The organism is Mycobacterium sp. IS-1742 (genome assembly GCF_001500125.1).
GTDB lineage: Bacteria > Actinomycetota > Actinomycetes > Mycobacteriales > Mycobacteriaceae > Mycobacterium.
On record NZ_LQIV01000017.1, the window covers coordinates 39,543 to 60,889 of the forward strand.

The window sequence follows — 21,347 nt, forward strand, 5'->3', positions numbered from 1 at the left end:
ATGGTGTCACGGTGCAATTGCTTTTGGTCAGACATGCGCTGCCGTTGCGTAGCGAACCCGGTCAGGGGTCCGACCCGGACCTCTCCGAAGAAGGATTCGAACAGGCCAAACGGCTGCCCGACGCGCTGGCCCGGTTCCGGGTCGCGCGATTGGTGAGCAGCCCGCAACGGCGCGCGGTGCAGACCGCGCAGCCCGTGGCCGACGCGCTGGGCCTCGCGGTCGAGGTCGACGAGCGCCTCGCCGAATACGACCGCGACCTGCCGCACTACATCCCGATCGAGCAGATCGCGAAGGAAAACCCGCAGGAGCTCGAGCGTCTGATGAGCGGCAGGCTGCCCAGCGGGGTCGACGAGGACGCGTTCACCGCGCGCATCTTCGCCGCCGTGGACGACCTCGTGGCCGGCGCCCGGCGGGAGGACACCGTCGCGGTGTTCAGCCACGGCGGGGTGATCAACGCGCTGCTGCACCGCGTGCTGCGCACCGAGAAACTGCTCTCGTTCAACGTCGACTACGCCTCGGTGACCCGGCTGCTGTGGTCGTCACGGGCCGGGCAGCTGGCGGTGGCATCGGTCAACGGGACCGAGCACGTATGGGACCTGCTGCCCCGAAACCTGCGGTGGTAGACATTTCGCCATGACGTCTTCCACCCTCGACGGGCTCGACCTCGGCGCACTCGACCGCCATCTGCGTGCCGAAGGCATCGCCCGCAGCGGCGAGCTTCGGGCCGAACTGATCGCGGGCGGCCGCTCCAACCTGACATTCCTGGTGTCCGACGACGCGTCGAAGTGGGTGCTGCGCCGCCCGCCGCTGCACGGCCTGACCCCGTCGGCGCACGACATGGCCCGCGAGTACCGCGTGGTGGCCGCGCTCGCCGACACCGCCGTCCCGGTGGCCCGCGCGGTCACGATGCGCAACGACGACTCCGTCCTCGGTGCCCCGTTCCAGATGGTCGAACACGTCGAGGGTCGCGTGGTACGCACCGCCGACGAACTGCAGGCGCTCGGTGACGTCGCGACGCTGCACTCCTGCGTCGACGAGCTGATCCGGGTGCTGGCCGAACTGCACGCGGTCGATCCGGCCGCTGTCGGCCTCGGTGATTTCGGCAAGCCCAACGGGTACCTCGGACGTCAGGTCAAGCGGTGGGGGTCGCAGTGGGGGCATGTGCGTCTCGACGACGATCCGCGCGACGCCGACGTGCACCGGCTGCACGCCGCGCTCGGCGAACGGGTGCCCGCCGAGAGCCGCGCGTCGATCGTGCACGGCGACTACCGCATCGACAACACGATCCTCGACGCGACGGACGCCACGACGGTGCGGGCGGTGCTGGACTGGGAGATGTCCACGCTGGGCGATCCGCTCAGCGATGCGGCGCTGATGTGTGTGTACCGCAACCCGATGTTCAACTACGTGCACACCGATGCGGCGTGGACCTCGGAATTGCTGCCGACCGGTGACGAGATGGCGCAGCGCTACGCGACGGTGTCGGGTCAGCAACTCGCGCACTGGGACTTCTACATGGCGTTGGCGTACTTCAAGCTGGCGATCATCGCCGCGGGCATCGCGTTCCGCGCCCGGATGGGTGGTATCGGGGACAACGTGGGCGAGGCCGTCGGCCCGCTGATCGCGGCGGGACTGGACGCGCTCGACTAGCGCTCCGGCATCACCGCATCGCCGCCTTGTAGTTCTTCTTCGCCGCGCGCCGCAGCTGGAAGAGCCGTGCGGCCCCGGCGAGGGAGGCGATCAGGCCGCCGCACACCGCGGCCAACAGGATCGCCACACCCACCGGCAGGCTCCAATGCCAGCCCAGGAAGGCGAGTTCCACCGATTCGGTGTTCTGGGCGATGAAGATCAGCAACACGATGAGGATGAGCAACCCGACGATCACCGACGTCCAGACGGCGGCGGCGCGGGTGAAGTGGACCTTCTTCACCTCGGGCGGTGTGCGATCCGCGACGTTGTAGTCGCCCGGGACCGGGGGGCCGGGGTTCGGCGCGTCGTAGGGCTCCGGCTCACGCCCCGCTGACGGTCCGTACGGATCGGTGCTCATAGCTCATCATTGCCCGCTGGGGCGGTTTGCGAAACCCCCGCGCGCACGCATCGCGGTGAGGCAAAGGACGGCGCGTCCCGCCGCATCCCGCTAGTGTCCGCAGGAGCCCACCGCACGAGCCAACCCGCCGAGAGGACTTCCGAATGGCGAGCACGCGCAGACGCAGACGGGGTGTCATCCGATGGGTGGCACTGCTGGCCTCGGCGACGTTGGCACTGGCCGCCTGCGGCAGTTCCAACCCGCTCGGCGGCGGGGAGATCTCCGGTGACCTCAAGACGATCACCGTCGGGTCGGCCGACTTCACCGAATCCAAGATCATCGCCGAGATCTACGCACAGGCGTTGGAGGCCAACGGTTTCCAGATCAGCAGACAGTTCGGCATCGGCAGCCGCGAGACGTACATCCCGGCCGTGCAGGACCACTCGATCGATCTGATTCCCGAATACACCGGAAACCTGTTGCAGTACTTCGACGAAGAGACCGACGTGACCACCCCGGACGCCGTCGTGCTCGGGTTGCTGCGCGCGCTGCCCGGCGACCTGTCGATCCTGTATCCCTCACCCGCCGAGGACAAGGACACCGTCGCGGTGTCGGCCGAGACTGCGCAGCGGTGGAACCTCAAGACGATCGCCGACCTCGCCGTCCATTCGCCGGAGGTGAAGTTCGGCGGCCCGTCGGAGTTCCTCAACCGGACCGAGGGTCTGCCCGGGCTCAAGGCGAAGTACGGCCTGGACATCGCGCCCTCGAACTTCATCGCGATCAGCGACGGCGGCGGTCCGGCGACGGTGCGCGCCCTCACCGACGGGACGGTCACCGCCGCGAACATCTTCAGCACCTCACCGGCCATCGAGCAGAACAACCTGGTGGTGCTGGAGGATCCGAAGAACAACTTCCTGGCGGCCAACGTCGTGCCTCTGGTCGCTTCGCAGAAGAAGTCCGACGACCTCAAATCCGTCCTCGACGCGGTGAGCGCGAAGCTGACCACCGAGGGCCTCATCGAACTGAACTCCGCGGTCGAGGGCAACCGCGGTGTCGACCCCGACGAGGCCGCGCAGAAGTGGGTGGCCGACAACGGGTTCAACCAACCCCTGCGGAAGTAGGCGACCTGTGATCACGTTCTCCAACGTCACGAAGCGGTACCCGGACGGCACCGTCGCGGTCGACGACCTCAGCCTCGAGGTGCCCGAGGGCACGCTGACGGTGTTCGTCGGTCCCTCGGGCTGCGGCAAGACCACCTCGATGCGGATGATCAACCGGATGATCGAGCCCACCTCGGGCACGCTGACCGTCGACGGGAACGACGTCACCCGGGTCGACGCCGTCAAACTCCGCCTGGGTATCGGATACGTCATTCAGAGCGCCGGGCTGATGCCGCACCTGCGGGTGGTCGACAACGTCGCGACGGTGCCGGTGCTGCGCGGCGAATCCCGCCGCAGCGCACGCAAGGCCGCGCTGGCGGTGATGGAACGCGTCGGCCTCGATCCCGCGTTGGGCGACCGGTATCCGGCTCAGCTGTCCGGCGGTCAACAGCAGCGCGTCGGGGTCGCCCGCGCACTGGCCGCCGACCCGCCGATCCTGCTGATGGACGAACCGTTCAGTGCCGTCGACCCGGTGGTCCGCGAGGAACTGCAGACCGAGATCGTGCGGCTGCAGAACGAGCTGCGCAAGACGATCGTCTTCGTCACCCACGACATCGACGAGGCCATCAAACTCGGTGACAAGGTGGCCGTCTTCGGCCGCGGCGGGGTGCTGCTGCAGTACGACGCCCCGGCTCGGCTGCTGTCCAATCCGGCCGACGATGCGGTGGCCGGATTCGTCGGGGCCGACCGCGGTTACCGCGGGCTGCAGTTCTACCCCGCCACCGGTGCGGCCGGCCTGCCGCTGCACGACATCCGTCACGTCCGCGAATCCGAGATCGACGCACTGCGATTGGGGCCGGGGGACTGGGCGCTGGTCACCCGGCCCGACGGGACGCCGTACGCCTGGATCAACGCCGACGGTGTCGCGCTGCACCGCGAGGGGAGTTCGCTCTACGACAGCACGATCGCCGGCGGTTCGCTGTTCCGGCCGGACGGCACGCTGCGGCTGGCGCTCGACGCCGCGCTGTCCTCGCCGTCGGGTCTCGGCGTCGCCGTCGACGAGGCCGGCCAGGTGATCGGCGGGGTGCGGGCCGACGACGTGCTCGCCGCGCTCGAGCGGCAACGGCAGGAGGCCTGACGCCGTGCGCTACCTGCTGACCCACCTCGACGACCTGTGGGCGCTCACGGTGATCCACCTGCGGCTGTCGCTGATCCCGATCGTGCTCGGGCTGGTGATCGCCGTGCCTCTCGGCGCGCTGGTGCAGCGCACCACGGCGCTCCGACGGTTGACCACGGTCACCGCGAGCATCATCTTCACTATCCCGTCGCTCGCGCTGTTCGTGGTGCTGCCACTGGTCATCCCGACCCGCATCCTCGACGAGGCCAACGTGATCGTCGCGCTGACGCTCTACACCGTCGCCCTGCTGGTGCGCGCGGTGCCCGAGGCGCTCGACGCGGTGTCGCCCGCCGTGCTCGACGCCGCCACCGCAGTCGGGTACCGACCGCTCACGCGGATGCTCAAAGTCGAACTGCCCCTTGCTGTTCCCGTGCTGATCGCCAGCCTGCGCGTGGTCGCGGTCACCAACATCTCGATGGTGTCGGTCGGTTCGGTGATCGGCGTCGGCGGGCTCGGCACCTGGTTCACCGAGGGGTACCAGGCCAACAAGAGCGACCAGATCGTCGCCGGCATCATCGCGATCTTCGTGCTGGCCGTCGTGATCGACACCCTGATCATGCTGATCGGCAGGGCGCTGACGCCGTGGACGAGAGCGTCCGGAGCCGCCCGGCCGGCCCGGCGGAAGGCGGGGGCGGCCGCGTGAACTTCCTGTCCGAGGCACTGTCGTTCATCTTCACCGCCGCCAACTGGGCGGGCCCCGCCGGGCTGGGCGCCCGCATCGTCGAACACCTCGAATACACCGTCATCGCGGTCGTCTTCTCCGCGCTGATCGCCGTCCCGCTGGGCATGATCATCGGCCACACCGGCAAGGGCACGTTCCTGGTCGTGACGGGGGTGAACGCGCTGCGCGCGCTGCCCACCCTGGGCGTGCTGCTGCTCGGCGTGCTGCTGTGGGGACTGGGCCTGGTCGGCCCGACCGTGGCGCTGATGCTGCTGGGCATTCCGCCGCTGCTGGCGGGGACCTACGCCGGGATCGCCAACGTCGACCCGGCGGTGGTCGACGCGGCGCGCTCGATGGGGATGACCGAGCGGCGGGTGCTGCTGCGGGTCGAGGTGCCGAACGCCCTGCCGCTGATCCTCGGCGGGCTGCGGACGGCCACACTGCAGATCGTGGCCACCGCCACCGTCGCCGCGTACGCGAGCCTCGGCGGACTGGGCCGCTACCTGATCGACGGCATCAAGGTCCGGGAGTTCTACCTGGCGCTCGTCGGCGCGCTGATGGTGACGGCGTTGGCGCTGATTCTCGACGGGTTGCTCGCGTTCGCGGTGTGGCTGTCGGTGCCGGGCACCGGGCGGTGGCGCCGGGCGGCCCGGATGCCGCAGCCGTTCCTGGGCGACGAGGTGGCCCTGGAGTCACGAAGTCACGGCGGTTCGCGGCCGACTTCGGCGGCGGGCTACGAACCGGCGGGCGCGTCGCCTACGGTAGAAGGGTGAGTGAAGCCGACCGCTCTGACCTGAAGAACCCCTGGCGCGAGGTCCTGACGTGGCAGGCGCACGACGTCGCCCGGATGGAATCCGTCCGGGTGCAGTTGTCGGGCAAGCGCATCAAGGCCTACGGACGGATCGTCGCCGCCGCCTGCGATGCGCACCCGGCGTTCTCCGCCTCCTACGACCTGGTGACCGACGAGCACGGGGCGACGAAGCGGTTGGCCATGACGGTCACGCTGGCCGAGCGGGAGCGCCAGGTGTCGTTCGCCCGCGACGAAGAGAACATGTGGTTGGTCCGGGACCAACAGAACCAGATGAAACGGGCCGCGTTCGACGGTGCACTGGACGTCGACGTGGTGCTCAGCCCGTTCTTCAACACGCTGCCGATCCGCCGCGCCGGCCTCCACGAGCACAGCGACTCGATCACCGTCCCGGTGGTGTACGTGCGGCTGCCGGAGTTCTCCGTGGAGCAGGCGTCGATCAGCTACAGCGGCGGGCCGGGCCCCGGCGGCATCAAGCTGCAGTCACCGGTCGCCGACACCACGATCACCGTCGACGCCGACGGGTTCATCGTCGACTATCCCGGGTTGGCAGCGCGGATCTGATCACCCCGCCCGCGCGCCCGGCGGCGGCCAGTTCGTCGCGCCAGTCCTCGGCGCCGATCACGGTGGTGATGATCTCGGGTCGGCTGAAGCTGTCGTAGCGCATGCGGGCGGCGTGACCCGATTCGACCAGTTCGGCCACCGACCCGTGCCGCGCCAGCGCCTCGCGCGCGGCGGTGAGCAGGTCGATGCTGCGGTCCAGGGCCGGGACGAGCTGCGGTGAGTTCGCCTCGCACATGGCGCGCACCAGATCGGGTGCGGTCCCGGCGACCCGGGTGCCGTCGCGGAACGATCCGGCCGCCAGCGCGAACGCCAGCGGCATCTCCCCGGCGGTGACGGCCAGCGCCTCGGCGAGCAGATGCGGCAGGTGCGAGATGGCGGCGGCGGCGGCGTCGTGTTCGTCCGAACGGGCAGGCACCACCACCGCGCGGCAGTCCAGCGCGAGCGTCATCACGTGCGCCCACACGTCGGGGTCGACGTGGTCGTCGACGCTGATCACCCACGGCGCACCGACGAACAACGCGGCGTCGCCCGCCGCCCAGCCGGAGTGGGCGGTGCCGGCCATCGGGTGCCCGCCGACGAAGCGGTCCTGCAGTCCGAAGCTTCGGACCTGTTCCAGCACAGTGCCTTTGACGCTGGTGACATCGGTGAGGGGGCAGTGCGGCGCGCTGTCGCGGATGTGGCCCAGCATCAGCCCGAGGGCGGGTACCGGCACGGCGAGCACGATCAGCGCCGACGTCTCCGCGGCGCGGCCGAGTACCTCGTCGAGGTGTTCGCTGGCGTCGAAGCCGTCGAAGCGCGCACCCTGCACCCCCTCGACGGACCGGTTGTAGCCGAACACCTCGCGTCCGGCGGCCGCGGCCGCGCGCATCACCGAGCCGCCGATCAGGCCCAGGCCCAGTACGCACACGGGTGGATTCGTCACCGTTCCAGGTTGGCACACGGCGCCTGCGGTGGTGACCACGCCTGGTCAAAAGCGCTGGTGGGCGACTACCGTAACGCGACATGGGAGCACAGAGTGCGCCGGCGCAGGGCACGCCCGACGGGTTCGGGGTGGCCGTCGTCCGCGAGGACGGCAAGTGGCGGTGCGCGCCCATGCGACGGGCCTCCCTCAACAGCCTCTCGGTCGCCGAGAAGGAGTTGTGCGAAATCCGCAGTGCGGGAGCGGTGTTCGGTCTGCTCGACATCGACGACGAGTTCTTCGTGATCGTCCGCCCCGCCCCGTCGGGCACGCGGTTGCTCCTGTCGGACGCCACTGCGGCGCTGGACTACGACATCGCCGCCGAGGTGCTCGAACAGCTCGACGCGGACATCGAAGCCGACGACCTCGACGACGTCGACCCGTTCGAGGAGGGCGACCTCGGTCTGCTCTCCGACATGGGACTGCCCGAGGCGGTGCTCAGCGTCATCCTCGACGAGACCGACCTGTACGCCGACGAGCAGCTCGGCCGCATCGCCCGTGAGATGGGGTTCGCCGACGAGCTGTCCGCGGTGCTCGACAAACTCAATCGGTGAGCTCCGACGAGCTCCTGATCCGCGCCGCGCTGGACGCCGCGGCGCTCGCCGGGCCCAGGGACGTGCCGATCGGCGCGGTGGTGTTCGGACCCGACGGCGCCGAACTGGCCCGAGCCGCGAACGCGCGCGAAGCGCTGGGGGATCCGACCGCGCACGCGGAGGTGCTGGCGCTGCGGGCGGCGGCCGCGGAGCTCGGCGACGGGTGGCGGCTCGAGGGCACGACGCTGGCGGTCACCGTCGAACCGTGCACGATGTGCGCGGGCGCCCTGGTGCTGGCGCGGGTCGCGCGGGTGGTGTTCGGGGCGTGGGAACCCAAGACCGGCGCGGTCGGATCGCTGTGGGACGTCGTGCGCGACCGCAGGCTCAACCACCGGCCGGAGGTGCGCGGCGGGGTGCTGGCCGGTGAGTGCGCCCGGCCGCTGGAGGCGTTCTTCGCCCGGCAGCGCTGAATCTCTGCACCGGCCGGCGATTAGGGGCTGCGCGGCCGGTTCGGTAAGCTGCCACACGGTGGCGTGTCCGAGCGGCCTAAGGAGCACGCCTCGAAAGCGTGTGACGGGTAACCCCCGTCCGAGGGTTCAAATCCCTCCGCCACCGCCATAAAGCTCCCGCCGGCTCACGCTGGTCGGGAGCTTTGTTCTTCGCATGCTTACCCGGCGGACAGTAAACCCTTCCTTCCCGCCGGGTGATTCTGGCTTGCGGGCGATTACGCAGTCGCGGCCTGGTCGGCAGGATTTCCGGTACCGCCCACCGAGAGGAATCACCATGATCACCGCCACCGCCGGCAAACTCTCCCGCCGCAACTACGCCGCCGCGCTCCTCGGCGCCGCCGCCCTGTTCGCCCTCGCCCCGGCCACCGCCCACGCGCTTCCACCGGGCAACACCACGGGCAACACCGGCTGCCACTACACCGACAAGGACGGCTACGACATCCCGATCGACGACGGCCAGTCCGTCATCGTCGACGGCAAGACCGTCACCTGCACCGGCGGGACGATCACCGTCAGCGGGGCCAAGGCCGACGGCGTGCGGCCGCAGCGCATCCCCACCCTCCAGGTCTTCGAGGCGCAGAAGCCGGCCCTGACGCAGGCCCGCTGAGCACCTGTCGGCCCGCCATCCGCGAAAGCCGATGGCGGGCCGCCCCGGTTATCGGCCGCGAAGCGCGATACTGACCGGGTGTCCGAACGCAATGTGCTCGGCGGCCCGCTGCAGGAATGCGGCACCGATCCGCTGACCGGTTTCTACCGCGACGGCTGCTGTTCGACCGGACCCGAAGACCTCGGCGCCCACACGATCTGCGCCGTCGTCACCGCGGAGTTCCTCGACCACCAGCGCTCGATCGGCAACGACCTGTCCACCCCGCGGCCCGAATACCGGTTCCCCGGACTGAATCCCGGCGACCGCTGGTGCGTGACGGCGGCCAACTGGCTGCGCGCGCATCACGACGGATACGCAGCGCCGGTGGTGTTGGCCGCCACCCACGAACGCACGCTCGACGTGGTGCCGATCGACGCGCTGCGGCGACATGCGGTCGACGTCCCCGACGACCCGGGCGGCCTCGGCTAGTAGTAGAACGCGGTGAAGTCGGGTTCCCAGCCGTCCTGACACGTCAGCACCAGCCCGTCGGGGGACTGCGCGACACCGGTGCTCCCGTCACACGGTGCGCCCTGGGTGCGCACGCCCACCAGTGGCGGCTGCGGCACCCACGCGCGCTGCGCGTTGCACAGATAGTTGTTGCCCGACGCGTCGAGCCCGAACAGGTAGCGACTGCCACCGGAGACGCACTCGTCGCTCGGATCGATGTTGCGGTCCACGTACGGCACGCAGTCCACGCTGTTGCAGGGGATCGCCGCGGCCGGCGAGGCCGTGACGAGGGGCGCGGCGAGCACACCGCCGGCCACGGCCAGGACAGCCACCAGTTTCATGGGCTCAGCTTGCCCGATTCAGCCCGCCGGCCGCAGGAAGTTGCCCGAGACCGTGATCGCCGGCGCCGACGAATCCCCGCCGACCACCAGCGTCGCGAACGCGATGTCACCCGCGATCCCCGCGAACCACCCGTGCGAGTGGGTGTTGTCGCCGAACTCCGCGGTGCCGGTCTTGCCGCCGAGGTCGGCGATGTCGGACAGCGCGCTCGCGGTGCCCTCGGTGACCGTCGCGCGCATCATCGTCCGCAGCGCGTCCACGACGTCGGCGGGCAGCGGTTCGGCCGGGGTGTCCGCGGTGGTCTTCTCGCCGAGGACGAGCGTGGGGGTGACCGTGGCGCCGTGCGCGAGGCTGGCCTCGGCGAGCGCGAGCCCGAACGGGCTCACCGTGACCGTGCCCTGGCCGATCCCGTTCTCCACCCGCTGGGCGGCGGTGTCCGCGGCGGGTACGCGGCCGGTGACGGTGGTCAGACCCGGGATGACGTAGTCGACGCCGATCCCGAACGCGCGCGCGGTGGTGGACAACGCGTCGGCGGGCAACCGGTCGGCCAGCGCGGCCATCGACGTGTTGCAGGACCGCGCGAACGCCGTGGTCAACGGCACCGTGCCGAGGTCGAACTCGTCGTCGTTGGGGATCGTGCGGTTCTCGATCGTGAGCCGGCCCGGACATTGCACCGGTGTCTGCGGGGTCGCCAGGCCGGCCTCCAGGGCGGCGGCGGTGGTGATCGTCTTGAACGTCGACCCGGGCGGATACAGCCCGGTGAACGCGATGGCGCCCTGCGCGTCGGCCGCCTCGTTCTGCGCGGCCGCGAGGATGCCACCATCCGATGGCGAGATCGCGACGAGCATCGTGGGTCGCGGCTCGGCGGCGACGGCGGCCTGGGCCAGCAGCTGCAGCCGCATGTCCAGTGAGGTGCGGACGGGGTCGGTCGGTGCGGGCGGGGTGGCGGTCAACCGTTGTGCCGCCGCCCCCTCGGCGTCTACCAGGTACACCGACCAGCCTGCGGCCCGGGTGATGCGGTCGTGCCACACCGTCGGCAGTCCGGCCATCGCCGGCGAGGACAGCGCCCGGTCCGCGGTCAGCAGGTCGCCCTGTTCGACGATCGCGACGCCGGGCACGGCGCGCAGCTGCTCGGCGATCGGCGTGAGATCGGCCTCCCGCAACCGGATCACGGTGACGGCCGGGTCGTCGTTGCCGTCGAACTGCGCCAGAATCGACGCGGGTGTGACGGTCGGTTCGATCGGGGCGAGCAGCGCCGCCAGTGCGGGAGCCGAATCCCGTTGGGCGCGGTCCAGATTGACCAGTCCGACGGTCTGCCACGTCATCAGCGGTTGGCCGGTGCGGTCGAGCACCGGCGTCTGCAACTCGCTGTCCTCGCTGTACTGGAAGGCCATCCCGGGCCGGAGATCGGGGTGCAGCAGCGCGGGCGACCAGTCCAGCCGCCACTCGTCGCCGCTCTGCTCGGCGGTGCCGGTCGCCTGATATCCGAATTCGCGGCCGGGGGCGAGGGTCCATCGATAGCTCAGCGTCTCGGTGGTGTCCTCACCGTCGACGGGCGCCGCCTCGACGCGCACACCGGCGTCGGCGCCCATCCCCGCGAACATGGCGGCGATCACCTGTTCGGCGGCGGCCGGGTCGTCGGTCTGCTGGGCGGCCGCCTTGGCGTCGCGTCGGCCGAGGGCGTGGGTGAAGGCGCGGAACGGGTCCGCGGGGCTCGGCGACGAGCAGGCCGTGAGGGTGAGGACGAGTGCGCACACCAGCGCGAGGACGAGCCGCTTCACGACCCCATCGTGACAGTCCGCGAAAAGGGCCAGAAACGCCGACCAGTAATGGGCGTCGCGTGTCGCGCGCCGAGACGGCAGGATCGTCGCTGTGACGGAAATCAACGACCTGGCCCAGGGTCGGATGCGGATCCTCGACGCCAAGGCGGTCAACCTCGACGGATTCAGCGTCACCGATCCGGCGCTGGGCCTGGTCGCCATGCGCAGCCCGCACGACCCGGAACCGTCGCTGGTGGTGCGTGACGGGCGCGTGCTCGAACTCGACGGCACCCCGGCCGCGGACTTCGACGTGATCGACGAGTTCATCGCCCGCTACGGCATCGACCTCGCGGTCGCCGAGGAGGCGATGGCGCTCGACGATGCGGTGCTGGCCCGCATGGCGGTCGACGTCAACGTGCCGCGTGCCGAGGTGGTGCGCCTGGTCGGCGGGATCACCCCCGCCAAGCTCGCCCGCGTCATGGCGGTGATGACACCGGTCGAGATGCAGATGGCGATGCACAAGATGCGGGCCCGGCGCACTCCGAGCAACCAGGCGCACGTCACCAATCAGCTCGACGATCCGCTGCTGATCGCCGCCGATGCGGCCAGCGCGGTGGCCTACGGGTTCCGCGAGGTGGAGACGACGGTGCCGGTGCTCGGCGACGCCCCGTCGAATGCCGTTGCGCTGCTCATCGGTTCGCAGGTCGGCGTGGCCGGGGCGATGGCGCAGTGCTCGATCGAGGAGGCCCTCGAACTGCGGCTCGGCCTGCGCGGGTTGACCAGCTACGCCGAGACCATCTCGATCTACGGCACCGAGCAGGTCTTCGTCGACGGTGACGACACCCCGTTCTCCAAGGCCATCCTGACCTCCGCCTACGCCTCGCGCGGGCTCAAGATGCGGGTGACCAGCGGCGGCGGGGCCGAGGTGCTGATGGGCGCGGCCGAGAAGTGCTCGATCCTCTACCTCGAGTCCCGGTGCGTGTCGCTGGCGCGGGCGCTGGGATCCCAGGGCGTGCAGAACGGTGGCATCGACGGCGTCGGCGTGGTGGCGTCGGTGCCCGAGGGTATGAAGGAACTGCTCGCCGAGAACCTGATGGTCATGATGCGTGACCTCGAGTCGTGCGCGGGCAACGACAACCTGATCAGCGAATCCGACATCCGCCGCAGCGCGCACACGCTACCGGTGCTGCTGGCCGGCGCGGATTTCATCTTCTCGGGCTTCGGGTCGATCCCGCGCTACGACAACGCCTTCGCGCTGTCGAACTTCAACGCCGACGACATGGACGACTTCCTGGTGCTGCAGCGGGACTGGGGCGCCGACGGTGGTCTGCGCACCGTGTCGCCCGAGCACCTGGCACGGGTGCGCCGCCGCGCCGCCGAAGCGGTGCAGGCCGTGTACCGCGACCTCGGGCTCGCCGACTTCGACGACGACCGCATCGACGCCGTCGTGGTCGCCAACGACTCACGCGACCTGCCCGCCGGCGACCCGAAGGCCGTGGCGGAGGCGGCGACCGCGATCGAGGCCCGCCAGCTCACCGTGTTCGACGTCGTCGCCGCGCTGCACCGCACCGGCTACACCGACGAGGCCGAGGCGATCATGCGGCTGACCCGCGAACGCCTGCGCGGTGACCAGCTGCAGACCTCGGCGATCTTCGACGACCGGTTCCGGGTGCTGTCCAAGATCACCGATCCGAACGACTACGCCGGACCCGGCACCGGATACACGCTCACCGAGGAACGCCGCGCCGAGATCGACGGCATCCGCCAGGCCCGCACCGCCGCCGAGCTCACCGCCGACCAGGCCGAGCACGCCGGACACCTCACGTTCACCGACGTCGAACCGGCCCGCCAGGGCAGCGATCCGCGGGAGGTGTGCATCGGGCTGTCCCCGGCGCTCGGCCGGTCGGTGTGGCTGACGCTGTGCGGTCTGACGGTCGGCGAGGTGCTGCGTCAGCTCTCCGCCGGACTCGAGGAGGAGGGCTGTGTGCCGCGGCTGGTGCGCATCTGCTCCACCATCGACGTGGGGTTGATCGGGCTGACCGCCGCCCGGCTGTCCGGCTCCGGCATCGGAATCGGGCTGCAGGGTAAGGGAACCGCGCTCATCCACCGACGGGACCTGGCACCGCTGGCGAACCTCGAACTGTTCAGCGTCGCCCCGCTGCTGACCGCGAAGATGTACCGGGAGCTGGGCCGCAACGCCGCCAGGCACGCCAAGGGGATGGCGCCGCTGCCGATCCTCGCCGGCGGCACCGACGAATCCATCTCCGCCCGCTACCACGCCCGCGCGGTGGCGCTGGTGGCGCTGGAACGCCAGGCCTGCGAACCGGGGCAGGCGCCGATCACCGTGGAGGCCAGACGAGTATGAGCGACGACTTCACGGTGGCGGCCGCCGTCGACGGCAAGCTGACGTTGTCCGATCTGCGGATGGACCCCACCACGCTCGCGTACCAGGCCGTCGTCGCGGAGGAGAACGGCAATCCGCAGCTGGCCGAGAACTTCCTGCGCGCAGCGGAATTGGCGGTCATCGACGACGAGGCGGTGATGGGTCTCTACGAGGCGCTGCGCCCGTACCGGTCGACGGCGGCCGAACTCGAGGCGCTGCGCGTCTCGCTGGACAACCGCGGGGCATCCCGGTGCGCCGAATTCGTGCGCCAGGCCGCCGAGGTCTACGCCAGGCGAGGTCTGTTGCGGTGAGCGGGCGTTCGGTCGTGGTGGCCGGGTGCGACGTCGGCAATCACACCACCGAGATCGTGCTCGCCCGAGTCGGCGGCGGCGTGGTGGAGCCACTGTCCCACGGGCAGGCGCCGACCCGCGGCCGCAAGGGTTCGGCGGAGTCCCTCGAAGGCGCCGCGGCGTTGCTGCACCGACTGGAGGTCGACGCCGGGGTGCGCGTCGACGAGGTGGTGCTCGCGGCGATCCGGCCGGTGGACACTGCGACCGCGCCGCTCCCGCCCGCGGTGTCGCCGCGGGCGCCGGTGCGCAGTCTGCGCCGACCGGATGCCAGCACGCCCGCGGGCACGGGCCACGGCGTCGGCGCCCACCTGCCGCTGGCCGACCTGTCCGGACCGGTGCATCCCGGCCCGGTGATCGTGTCAGTGTCGGCGACAACGGATTTCGAGGACGCCGCGCAGGCGGTCAGCGACGGGGTGGCGCGCGGCTGGGACATCGCCGGTGTGCTGGTCGCCCAGGACGACGCGGTGCTCATCCGCAACCGCATCCCGATCGACGTCCCGGTGGTGGACGAGGTCGACCTCGACGGCCTGCGCCGGGGTGCGCTGGTGGGTGTCGAGGTGGTCGCCGAGGGCCGGGCCTACCGCGCGCTGGCCGATCCGATTGCGCTGTCGGCAGCGCTGCACCTGGGCCATGACCGCCTGTTCGACGTCGCCGAGTTCACCCGCGAGCTGGCCGACGCCCCGGCGATCGCCGTCACCGCGCGCACCGAACCCCCCGCTCCGCCCGCGGTCGACGACGACTACGTCGACTGCCGCACGGGCGGCGAGATCGTCCGCTACGCGCCCGCGGCGGCGCACGCCGTCCTGCGTCTCGAGCCGCCGGGCAGCGCGGTCGAGGTCCGGTTGCGCGCGATGCCCGCCGCGGAACACGGCATCGCGGTCGACGACGCGTTCTTCACCGACCTCGCGGCGATCGACAACGGGGCCTGGTTGCGCCGCGGCGTGGCCGACGCACGCGGCACCGTCGTCGCGCTGCTCGCCGCCGAGCCGGTGACCGACGCCGCCGCAACGCTTTCCGGGCTGACCGGCCGCCCCGCGAGGACCATGGCCGGCGAACCGGCGGCGGCCGCGCGGGGCGCGCACACCACGCCGGGACTGCCACCCGGGGCGGTGGTGTGCGACATCGGCGGCGGCACAGTGGATCTGATCGGTCAGGGCCGCACGGTCACGGCGGCCGGTGCCGGCGAGACGATCACCACGGCGGTGGCCCGGGTGCTCGGCATCCCCCGCGCGCTGGCCGAGCGGGTCAAGCGGACCCCGGCGCTACGGGTGGAGGGTCCGCACGTCGCCCATGAGGAGGACGGCCGCCGGGTGTTCCTGGACAGTCCGGCGCCCGCCGACGCGATCGGCCGGTTGTGCACCCGGGGCAGCGCGGGTCTGGTGCCGTTCTCGCACCGGTTGGCGGCCGAGGAGTGGCGCAGTCTGCGGTTGGCGATCAAACAGGAGACCGTCGCGGCGAACATCGCGCGGTGTCTGGCCACGTTCGACCACCCGCCGAGCGCGCTGGTGCTCGCCGGCGGCGGCGCACTCGACGACGAACTGCTGCGCACGGTGGGGGAGTCGCTACGGACGGCGCGGGTGGTGGTCGGCAGGGCCGACATCGACGGGGTGCACGGTCCGCGGTTCGCGGTGGCCTCCGGGCTGGTGCATCTCTATGCCGCGTCGGCCGGGGTGTCCTGCGCGTCGCGGTCGGGGTCCTGACCCTGGTCGTCCTCGGCGGGTTCGGTCTCCGCGGCCTCGTCGTCGCGTGACCCGGAATCGGGTTCTTCTTCCGTGTCGCCGCCGATGCTGTTGCGCTGCACGGGGGTGTCGTCGTCGCGGAGGTCGTCGGCGATCTGCTTCTGCTTCTTTTTCGCCACACGCGTGGTGGCGGGCGCCGACGGCAGGGCGTCGACGAAGTTCTCGGCGCCGTCGCGCAGCGCGTCGGGCAGCGCGGACGCGGTCTCGACGATCCGGTCGGGCGGGGTGAACACGGAGAACCGCGTGGCCCGGTCGGCGTCCTGGTAATCGGTGCCGTCGTCCACCCCGACGGTGCGGTAGTCGCGGTCGGTGTAGCCCATGTCGACGAGCAGGCGCAGCGTGGGTTCGACGGCGCCGACGAACGGTTCGACCACGCCCGTGGTCCCGGTGGCCGCCGCCAGATCGCGGATCGGCCGCAGCAGGGGCAGGTGTTCGGCGCGGATGAGGACGTAGGTGTCGGTGCCGCCCGCCTCGCTGGTCACCACCTTCACCGACTGCGGGGCGGTTTCCAGGTCGACGTTGTCGGGTCCCTGGTCGCCGTGGACGTAGATCAGGCCTGCGACGGCGTTGGCCAGCGACAGCGGGTTCGCGTAGGCGGGGAAGTCACCGATGAGGTCGTACTCGAGCGTCACGAACGTCTCGTCGGCCGGCGACGGTGCGGCCGCGCCGGTGCTGGTGAAGCCGGGAAGCCGCAGGCCGGGGAAGCGCGAGTAGACACCGCCGTTGGGGACGAACGGGGCGGCGATGAACAGGAAATCGACGTTCTGGGCCTCGGCGGCAGTCAGCGTGCGCTTGTACCGCTCGGCGACCAGGGAGCCCTCCGAGTAGCCGACGATCAGCACAGATCCCTCGGCCGCGTCCACCGCATCGTCGAGCGGTTGCTGGCCGGCCTCCACGCTCGGATCCACCGGGAGCTGGGCCGGGTAGTGAACCCCGACGAACGTCTGGCCCGGCGGCACCAGCGCGCCCTCGAACTTGTTCGGGATCCGGTCGCTGGTCGGGTTCCGCCAGCCGCCGACGCCGATCACGGTGTCGGCGGTGGGAATCGTGGCGGCGGTCGCGTTGGTGGCGTGACCCAGAGCCAACGCGGTGGAGATCGCGGCGGTGGCGCCGGCGACGAAGACGGGGGCGGCAGCGGAACGCCGCGTCCTGCGATGTTTGGCCAAGACCGTGCTTTCTGGGAAGGGTGGCGGAGAAGTCGCCGACCTCGAAGGCTACCTCACAGCAAATCGACCCGCGCCCCGAAACCGTTACCGCAGCAACAAAGACGGCGGCCACCCCGCAGGGCAGCCGCCGTCACTGTGCAAACGCAACTACTACGGGCAGGTGACCTCGATCTCGAACGGTTTGGTCACCGGCTGCAGCGGGTTGGCCATGTCGACGCCGGTCGCGTTGCCCTTGATGTTGTAGGTCTTGTCGTCCTTCTCGACCTCGGCGTTGCCCTGACCGGTGCCCTGCTGGAAACCGAGCGTGACGCCGTTGAAGTTGCCCAGGCCGACCGACTGCACCGCAGGCGGATCGGCCTCGGTGACCACCGCACCGATCCCGGTCGTGGCCTGACCGATCGCGATGTTGAGGTTGCCGCCCATGGAGGTGCAGGCGACGGTGCCCTGGATGTTCTGTTCCTGTCCGTCGATCACGACCTTCGCGCCGCCGGGGGCCGAGGTGGCCTGTGCCGAAGCGCTCGCTGCGGCGGTGTCGCTCGACTCCGCGGATGTCGTGGACTCGGAGGAACCGCTGTCCGAGGAACAGCCCGCCAGTCCCGCGATCACGATCGCCGCGCCGCCCACGCTCACCAGGAACCCACGTTTCACCATCGATCTCCTTCAGTCTTCGCGGCCCGTCCTCAGTGGCGGAGCCGTCCCGAGCAGTATCGGTGCGCTCACGCCGGCGATCATGATATTCGGGAAAATCCGCTTGCGGACGCGAGTAGGTTCGCCGCCATGCAGACGCTGCGCACCCCGGAGGACCGTTTCCGGAACCTGCCCGAATTCCCTTATCCACCAGACTATTCCGACATCGACGACGGTGACGGTGGGCGTCTGCGGGTGTCCTGGGTGCAGGACGGACCGGCCGACGGCGAACCGGTCCTGATGCTGCACGGGGAGCCGTCGTGGTCGTTCCTGTACCGCAAGATGATGCCGGTGCTGGCACGGGCCGGGTTCCGGGTGGTGTGCCCCGACCTCGTCGGCTTCGGGCGTTCCGACAAACCCACACGCGTCGAGGACCACACCTATGCCCGGCACGTCGAGTGGATGCGCACCCTGGCGTTCGACGTGCTCGACCTGCGGCGGGTCACTCTGGTGGGCCAGGACTGGGGCGGGCTGATCGGGCTGCGGCTGGCCGCCGAGCAGCCCGACCGCTTCGCGCGGATCGTGGTGGCCAACACCGGCCTGCCGACGGGTGACATCCCGATGCCCGACATCTGGTGGCGGTTCCGCGAGGCGATGCAGTCGGCGCCGAGTGTGGACGTGGGCCGCTTCGTCGCCGGCGGGTGCCACAGGCCGATGTCCGACGAGGTGCGCGCCGGATACGACGCCCCGTTCCCGGACGATTCGTATTGCGCGGGTCCTCGGGCGATGCCCGGACTGGTGCCGACCACCCCCGACGACCCGGCGTCGGCGGCGAACCGGTCCGCGTGGGCGACACTGACGCGAAGCGAGACCCCGATGCTCGTCGCGTTCAGCGACAGCGACCCGATCACCGGCGCGATGGCGCCGATCTTCGCCCGCGAGATGCGCGGCGCCGCGGGCGTCGACCACCCCACCATTCGCGAGGCGGGACACTTCCTGCAGGAGGACGCCGGCGAGGAGTTGGCGACGGCGATCGTGGATTTCCTGGCCCGGCACTGATCGGTGTTGAATACCTGCGTGCAGCAGGGGTTCTTCGACGTCGAGACGGAACTTCCCGGACGACGGGGCCGGGCCGGCGTGATCCACACCCCGCACGGAGACATCAGGACGCCGGCGTTCATCGCGGTCGGGACCCAGGCCACCGTGAAGGCGGTGCTGCCGGAGACGATGAGTCAGCTCGGCGCCCAAGCGGTCCTCGCCAACGCCTACCACCTGTACCTGCAGCCCGGGCCCGACATCGTCGACGCCGCCGGCGGGCTGGGCGCGTTCATGAACTGGCCCGGTCCCACGTTCACCGACAGCGGCGGGTTCCAGGTGATGTCGCTGGGCGTGGGTTTCAAAAAGGTGCTCGCGATGGACACCGCGCGTGTGCAGACCGACGACATCATCGCCGAGGGCAAGGAGCGGCTCGCGCACGTCGACGACGACGGTGTCACGTTCCGCTCGCATCTGGACGGCTCGCGTCACCGATTCACCCCCGAGGTGTCGATCGGCATCCAGCACCAGATCGGCGCGGACATCATCTTCGCGTTCGACGAGCTGACCACGCTGGTCAACACACGCGGTTACCAGGAACAGTCGGTGCAGCGCACCCACGAGTGGGCCGTGCGATGCCTGGCCGAGCACAGGAAGCAGTCGGCGCTGCGGGCGGAGAAGCCGGCGCAGGCGCTGTTCGGGGTGGTGCAGGGCGCGCAGTACGAGGATCTGCGCAGGCAGGCCGCCCGCGGACTGACCGAGATCGTCGATGCCGAGGGGCAGGGTTTCGACGGGTACGGCATCGGCGGGGCGCTGGAGAAGCAGAACCTCGCCACCATCGTCGAATGGGTCACCGACGAACTGCCCGACGACAAACCCCGCCACCTGCTCGGCATCAGCGAACCCGACGATCTGTTCGCCGCGGTCGAGGCCGGCGCCGACACGTTCGACTGTGTGTCGCCGTCACGAGTGGCCCGCAACGCCGCGGTGTACTCGGCGACCGGTCGCTACAACATCACCGGGTCGCGCTACCGCCGCGACTTCACGCCGATCGACGGCGAATGCGACTGCTACACCTGCGCCCACTACACCCGCGCCTACATCCACCACCTGTTCAAGGCCAAGGAGATGCTCGCGTCGACGCTGTGCACGATCCACAACGAACGCTTCGTCATCCGCCTCGTCGACCGGATCCGGGCCTCGATCGTGGCCGGAGACTTCGACGAACTCCGCGAGCACGTGTTGGGTCGCTACTACCGATCGTGACGCGGACAATGGCGACCATGACCACCGCGGATCCCCAGACGCTGCTCGGCCGGCTGCTCGACCCCGCCAACCGCGCCGATCCCTATCCGCTGTACGCCGATCTGCGGGCAGGCGGACCGCTGGTCCTGCCCTCGGCGAACCTGGTGGTGTTCTCGTCCTTCGCCGACTGCGACGAGGTGTTGCGGCATCCCGCCTCGGCCAGTGACCGGCTCAAGTCCACCGTCGCGCAACGGGAGATCGCCGCGGGCGCGGTCGCCCGGCCGTTCGGAGCGCCCGGGTTCCTGTTCCTGGACCCGCCCGACCACACGCGGCTGCGCCGGCTGGTCAGTTCGGCGTTCGTGCCGAGGGTGGTCAAGGCGCTGGAACCGGAGATCGTGTCGCTGGTCGATGCGCTGCTCGGCGCGGTGGCGGACAAGGGTGAGTTCGACGTCGTCGCCGATCTGGCGTATCCGCTGCCGGTCGCGGTGATCTGTCGCCTGCTCGGGGTGCCGCTCGAGGACGAGCCGCAGTTCAGCCGCGCGTCGGCGTTGCTGGCCCAGTCCCTCGACCCGTTCGTCACCGTCACCGGTCAGGCGGCGCAGGGATTCGAGCAGCGGCTTGAGGCGGGACAGTGGCTCCGCGGCTACCTGCGGGAGCTGATCGGAAAGCGCCGGGTCGAACCGCGTGACGACCTGATCTCGGGGCTGATCGCCGCCGAGGAGGCCGGCGACCAGCTCACCGAGGACGAGATCGTCGCCACCTGCAACCTGCTGCTGGTGGCCGGACACGAGACGACGGTGAACCTGATCGCCAACGCGATCCTGGCGATGCTGCGCCATCCCGGTCAGTGGAGCGCGCTGGCCGCGGATCCGCAGCGGGTGTCGGCGGTGGCCGAGGAGACGTTGCGCTACGACCCGCCCGTGCAACTCGTCGGCCGAATCGCCGCCGAGGACATGACCGTCGGCGGCGTCACGGTGCCCAGGGGCGACAGCATGCTGCTCCTGCTGGCCGCCGCGCACCGCGATCCCGAGACCTTCGAGCAGGCCGACTCGTTCGACCCGGACCGTGCCCACATCCGGCACCTCGGGTTCGGCAAGGGGCCGCACTTCTGCCTCGGTGCCCCGCTGGCCCGGTTGGAGGCGGCGGTCGCGCTGTCGGCGGTGACGGCCCGGTTCCCCGACGCCCGTTTGGCGGCCGAACCGGTCTACAAACCGAACCTCACGCTGCGCGGTATGGACACGCTTTCCGTCGCCATTTAGCGCCTAAACGAACGA

General features: G+C 70.5%; 23 protein-coding genes and 1 tRNA gene. 18 read left to right on the plus strand and 6 right to left on the minus strand.

Annotated elements, in window-relative coordinates:
• The first annotated feature begins 11 nt into the window (after window positions 1-11).
• Entirely contained in the window at window positions 12-623 is a 612-nt protein-coding gene (locus AU196_RS12420; protein WP_059095428.1) for a histidine phosphatase family protein, read from the plus strand.
• A 10-nt stretch (window positions 624-633) separates the two neighbouring features.
• Window positions 634-1,650: a phosphotransferase family protein gene (locus AU196_RS12425; protein WP_059095377.1), complete on the plus strand. Its 1,017-nt coding sequence runs from the start codon at window positions 634-636 to the stop codon at window positions 1,648-1,650.
• A gap of 10 nt (window positions 1,651-1,660) precedes the next feature.
• Here AU196_RS12425 and AU196_RS12430 read toward each other — a convergent pair whose 3' ends face one another.
• Entirely contained in the window at window positions 1,661-2,047 is a 387-nt protein-coding gene (locus tag AU196_RS12430; protein ID WP_059095378.1) for a LapA family protein, read from the minus strand.
• A 143-nt stretch (window positions 2,048-2,190) separates the two neighbouring features.
• Here AU196_RS12430 and AU196_RS12435 point away from each other — a divergent pair, with 143 nt between their 5' ends.
• From AU196_RS12435 to AU196_RS12455, 5 genes are read left to right on the plus strand one after another with little or no spacing between them, the layout of a single operon-like run.
• The gene (locus AU196_RS12435) at window positions 2,191-3,147 is read left to right on the plus strand and encodes an ABC transporter substrate-binding protein (protein ID WP_059095379.1); all 957 of its coding nucleotides are present in this window, start codon (window positions 2,191-2,193) and stop codon (window positions 3,145-3,147) included.
• A 7-nt stretch (window positions 3,148-3,154) separates the two neighbouring features.
• Window positions 3,155-4,264 carry an ABC transporter ATP-binding protein gene (locus tag AU196_RS12440; protein ID WP_059095380.1) on the plus strand — a complete coding sequence of 370 codons (1,110 nt, stop codon included), beginning with the start codon at window positions 3,155-3,157 and terminating at the stop codon, window positions 4,262-4,264.
• Between the two features lie 4 nt (window positions 4,265-4,268).
• Window positions 4,269-4,946: an ABC transporter permease gene (locus AU196_RS12445; protein WP_059095381.1), complete on the plus strand. Its 678-nt coding sequence runs from the start codon at window positions 4,269-4,271 to the stop codon at window positions 4,944-4,946.
• The gene (locus AU196_RS12450) at window positions 4,943-5,737 is read left to right on the plus strand and encodes an ABC transporter permease (RefSeq protein WP_059095429.1); all 795 of its coding nucleotides are present in this window, start codon (window positions 4,943-4,945) and stop codon (window positions 5,735-5,737) included. Before AU196_RS12445 ends, AU196_RS12450 begins: the two co-directional genes overlap by 4 nt.
• A complete protein-coding gene (locus AU196_RS12455; RefSeq protein ID WP_059095382.1) occupies window positions 5,734-6,336 on the plus strand; it encodes a putative glycolipid-binding domain-containing protein in 603 nt (200 codons plus the stop codon). The genes AU196_RS12450 and AU196_RS12455 overlap by 4 nt, the downstream gene beginning before the upstream one ends.
• Here the strand turns inward: AU196_RS12455 and AU196_RS12460 are convergent.
• The gene (locus tag AU196_RS12460; protein WP_059095383.1) at window positions 6,299-7,243 is read right to left on the minus strand and encodes a prephenate dehydrogenase; all 945 of its coding nucleotides are present in this window, start codon (window positions 7,241-7,243) and stop codon (window positions 6,299-6,301) included. The two genes, AU196_RS12455 and AU196_RS12460, sit on opposite strands and share 38 nt — an antisense overlap.
• Before the next feature lie 95 nt (window positions 7,244-7,338).
• On the opposite strand from AU196_RS12460, the gene AU196_RS12465 reads away from it, so the two are divergent.
• From AU196_RS12465 to AU196_RS12485, 5 genes are all read left to right on the plus strand, one after another.
• Window positions 7,339-7,848: a tRNA adenosine deaminase-associated protein gene (locus tag AU196_RS12465; RefSeq protein ID WP_059095384.1), complete on the plus strand. Its 510-nt coding sequence runs from the start codon at window positions 7,339-7,341 to the stop codon at window positions 7,846-7,848.
• A complete protein-coding gene (locus AU196_RS12470) occupies window positions 7,845-8,297 on the plus strand; it encodes a nucleoside deaminase (protein ID WP_059095385.1) in 453 nt (150 codons plus the stop codon). The genes AU196_RS12465 and AU196_RS12470 overlap by 4 nt, the downstream gene beginning before the upstream one ends.
• A 57-nt stretch (window positions 8,298-8,354) precedes the next feature.
• Window positions 8,355-8,445 (plus strand) — tRNA-Ser (locus AU196_RS12475).
• A 165-nt stretch (window positions 8,446-8,610) separates the two neighbouring features.
• Window positions 8,611-8,943 (plus strand): hypothetical protein, encoded by a 333-nt coding sequence (locus AU196_RS12480; protein ID WP_059095386.1) that lies wholly within the window; start codon window positions 8,611-8,613, stop codon window positions 8,941-8,943.
• A gap of 78 nt (window positions 8,944-9,021) precedes the next feature.
• Window positions 9,022-9,411: a DUF2237 family protein gene (locus AU196_RS12485; protein WP_059095387.1), complete on the plus strand. Its 390-nt coding sequence runs from the start codon at window positions 9,022-9,024 to the stop codon at window positions 9,409-9,411.
• On the opposite strand, the gene AU196_RS12490 is transcribed toward AU196_RS12485, so the two are convergent.
• Window positions 9,408-9,770 (minus strand): hypothetical protein, encoded by a 363-nt coding sequence (locus AU196_RS12490; RefSeq protein WP_059095388.1) that lies wholly within the window; start codon window positions 9,768-9,770, stop codon window positions 9,408-9,410. The two genes, AU196_RS12485 and AU196_RS12490, sit on opposite strands and share 4 nt — an antisense overlap.
• An 18-nt stretch (window positions 9,771-9,788) precedes the next feature.
• On the minus strand, window positions 9,789-11,549 hold the full coding sequence (locus tag AU196_RS12495; RefSeq protein WP_059095389.1) for a penicillin-binding transpeptidase domain-containing protein: 1,761 nt from the start codon (window positions 11,547-11,549) through the stop codon (window positions 9,789-9,791).
• A 124-nt stretch (window positions 11,550-11,673) separates the two neighbouring features.
• Here AU196_RS12495 and AU196_RS12500 point away from each other — a divergent pair, with 124 nt between their 5' ends.
• From AU196_RS12500 to AU196_RS12510, 3 genes are read left to right on the plus strand one after another with little or no spacing between them, the layout of a single operon-like run.
• On the plus strand, window positions 11,674-13,893 hold the full coding sequence (locus AU196_RS12500) for a propanediol/glycerol family dehydratase large subunit (protein WP_059095430.1): 2,220 nt from the start codon (window positions 11,674-11,676) through the stop codon (window positions 13,891-13,893).
• Window positions 13,890-14,222 carry a diol dehydratase small subunit gene (locus tag AU196_RS12505; RefSeq protein ID WP_059095390.1) on the plus strand — a complete coding sequence of 111 codons (333 nt, stop codon included), beginning with the start codon at window positions 13,890-13,892 and terminating at the stop codon, window positions 14,220-14,222. Before AU196_RS12500 ends, AU196_RS12505 begins: the two co-directional genes overlap by 4 nt.
• Window positions 14,219-15,961: a diol dehydratase reactivase ATPase-like domain-containing protein gene (locus tag AU196_RS12510; RefSeq protein WP_059095391.1), complete on the plus strand. Its 1,743-nt coding sequence runs from the start codon at window positions 14,219-14,221 to the stop codon at window positions 15,959-15,961. Before AU196_RS12505 ends, AU196_RS12510 begins: the two co-directional genes overlap by 4 nt.
• Here the strand turns inward: AU196_RS12510 and AU196_RS12515 are convergent.
• On the minus strand, window positions 15,913-17,166 hold the full coding sequence (locus tag AU196_RS12515) for a PE-PPE domain-containing protein (protein WP_286141152.1): 1,254 nt from the start codon (window positions 17,164-17,166) through the stop codon (window positions 15,913-15,915). The two genes, AU196_RS12510 and AU196_RS12515, sit on opposite strands and share 49 nt — an antisense overlap.
• A 150-nt stretch (window positions 17,167-17,316) precedes the next feature.
• Window positions 17,317-17,814, minus strand: a complete 498-nt coding sequence (locus AU196_RS12520; RefSeq protein WP_059095392.1) for a lipoprotein LpqH — start codon at window positions 17,812-17,814, stop codon at window positions 17,317-17,319.
• A 129-nt stretch (window positions 17,815-17,943) separates the two neighbouring features.
• Here AU196_RS12520 and AU196_RS12525 point away from each other — a divergent pair, with 129 nt between their 5' ends.
• Genes AU196_RS12525 through AU196_RS12535 form a run of 3 tightly spaced genes read left to right on the plus strand, consistent with a single transcriptional unit; the run spans window position 17,944 to window position 21,332 of the window.
• Complete coding sequence (locus AU196_RS12525) at window positions 17,944-18,852, plus strand: haloalkane dehalogenase (protein WP_059095393.1); 909 nt, start codon at window positions 17,944-17,946, stop codon at window positions 18,850-18,852.
• Window positions 18,853-18,870: 18 nt separating this feature from the next.
• On the plus strand, window positions 18,871-20,094 hold the full coding sequence (gene tgt / locus AU196_RS12530) for a tRNA guanosine(34) transglycosylase Tgt (RefSeq protein WP_059095394.1): 1,224 nt from the start codon (window positions 18,871-18,873) through the stop codon (window positions 20,092-20,094).
• Window positions 20,095-20,111: 17 nt separating this feature from the next.
• Complete coding sequence (locus AU196_RS12535) at window positions 20,112-21,332, plus strand: cytochrome P450 (protein ID WP_059095431.1); 1,221 nt, start codon at window positions 20,112-20,114, stop codon at window positions 21,330-21,332.
• The last annotated feature ends 15 nt before the right edge of the window (window positions 21,333-21,347 follow it).